Consider the following 2,221-nt stretch of genomic DNA (forward strand, 5'->3'; position numbering starts at 1 on the left):
GAACAAGGGCATCGCGCACGCTCTCGTACCGGAGCAGCGCGACTTCTATGAGTCGTGGGTCGACTTCACGGTCAAGGACAAGGCCGGCAAGGTATTGTTCGAGAGCGGCTTCCTGCAGCCGAACGGTGATCTTGATCCGCGGGCGCATTCGTTCACGAATCGCCTGATCAATCCGGATGGTATTCAGAACCGCGAGCATCAGGTCTGGAATAACAAGATCGTTGCATACAACAACACCATCCAGTCCGGCCGTTCGCAACTAGTGCGTTACGCCTTCCACATGCCGGCTGCAAGTAGCGGACCGGTAACACTGACGGCGACCGTGCGGTATCGCCGCTTCAATCAACACTTCATGGACTTCGGCATGAAGAAGACCGGCAACGACCACTACCCGCAGCCGGTGGTAGAAGTTGTGTCTACGTCGCGCACGATCCAGGTCGGAAAGAACGGTCGTACAGAGCCGGTTCCGAATGAAAATCCCGACTGGATGCGTTGGAATAACTACGGTATCGCGCTGCTGGATGCGCAGCAGTACGCCGCCTCGCTCGACGCCTTCAAGCATGTAGCGGCCCTGCGGCCCACCTATGCCGATGCCTACACGAACCAGGCCATCGCGGAATTCTTCTGGCAGCGCTACAGTGAGGCCGCCAATCATCTGCGTGAAGCGCTGAAACTCTCACCTGGAAATGCTCGGGCGCAATATTACCTCGCACTGGTCCAACGGAATACTGGAGACCTGGAAGAGGCGATTGCTCTTCTTCGGCAGGTGATCGTCACTTTTCCGCGCTCGCGGGATGCGCATCGTGAGCTGGGCTTCTCGCTCTATCAGCTGCACCGCTATGCTGAGGCGAAGGAGGAGTATCTGAAGGTGCAGGGCATCGATCCCGACGATCTGGCGGCGCACTATATCCTTTCGATCCTTTACCGCAGGCTCGGTGATAAGGAGATGGCGGCAAAGGAGGCAGCGACCTTCAATGATCAGAAGGATGATCCCTCTGCCAATAGCTTCGCGCTGAGCTTTCTTAACCTGCACCCTGAGATTGCCAATGAAAGCGTGTTCTGGCATGCGCACGAGATCGATTCGGATCAGGATCATATCCAGGGCTCACTTCCAACGAACTTTACGGCGACGCAGAACTAGAGGACACGCGTGTATAGACGTCTTTCGCTCCTGGGTCTCCGCTGCATCGTGCTGCTCTTCGGGCTTGCGGCATGTGGTGTCCAGGCACAGGAGCAACAGCAGGAAAAACAGCCAGATCAGCCGCTCGATGGGGCAGCGTTGACGAAACAGAAGGGCTGCGTCTATTGCCATGGCGAACACCTTGAAGGTACGGAAGGAAAGGCTCCCTCTCTGCGTGGCGTCGGCCTGCGACGCGATAAGACTTTTATCGAAGGTCAGATCCGCAATGGTGGTCAATCGATGCCGCCCTTTGGCGAGGCTTTGACCAACGAAGAGATTCAGACCCTGGTGCAATATCTTTCTCAAATGAAAGAAGCACCGGCAAAGACAAGCACCGACGCAAAACAGYGTCCAGGGAAGAAGCATTGAGTATACGTCGGAATCTCTTTTTGTTCTGCCTCACTCTTGCCGGAGTCGCCGCTGCCCATCAGCCGGCATCGACGAAATGGAATACGCCTCATAATGGAAATCCGTTTATTCCGGGATACAACGCTGATGCCACCGTTCTGCAGGACAACGGGATCACCTATGTCTTCGCGACAGAAGATCCCTGGGGAGGCCGCACCCTGAGCTGCTGGATGTCCGCCGACATTGTCCATTGGTCTTCATGTTCTTTGAACTGGCCTACGAAGGAAGCGGCAACAAGCCCCACCTCCAAAAACAGCATGGTGTGGGCGCCGTCAGTGATTCATGCGCCCAATGGCCGCTACTACATGTATGTCTCGGTCGGCAGTGAAGTGTGGGTTGGTGTTGCAGACCGGCCGCTCGGACCGTGGAGCAATGCCCTGGGCGACCGTCCTCTCATAGGCGCGGATTTCGATCGCAGATACCACATGATCGATGCGGAGGTCTTTGTCGATACCGATGGCCAGGCTTATCTGTACTGGGGATCGGGATTGAACTGGGTCAACGGACACTGCTTCGTCGTCCGCTTGAAGTCCGATATGGTCACCTTCGACGGAGAGCCGAAGGATGTTACGCCCGGGCACTACTTCGAGGGCCCGTTTATGTTCAAGCACGGCAGTGCGTACTACCTGATGT

General features: G+C 56.4%; 3 protein-coding genes. All 3 read left to right on the forward strand.

Translation table 11 applies throughout. From position 1 onward, the window contains the following. Positions 1-1,141, forward strand: a 1,141-nt coding sequence (locus AB4043_RS23090; protein ID WP_442308218.1) for a tetratricopeptide repeat protein, incomplete at its 5' end; no start/stop codon positions are given. Between the two features lie 9 nt (positions 1,142-1,150). Further along, positions 1,151-1,549 (forward strand): c-type cytochrome, encoded by a 399-nt coding sequence (locus AB4043_RS23095; RefSeq protein ID WP_442308219.1) that lies wholly within the window; start codon positions 1,151-1,153, stop codon positions 1,547-1,549. Then, positions 1,546-2,221 (forward strand): family 43 glycosylhydrolase (locus AB4043_RS23100; RefSeq protein ID WP_442308220.1); only part of this gene is annotated, 676 nt, incomplete at its 3' end. The genes AB4043_RS23095 and AB4043_RS23100, both read left to right, overlap by 4 nt.

This window comes from Terriglobus sp. YAF25, assembly GCF_052113305.1.
Lineage (GTDB): Bacteria > Acidobacteriota > Terriglobia > Terriglobales > Acidobacteriaceae > Terriglobus.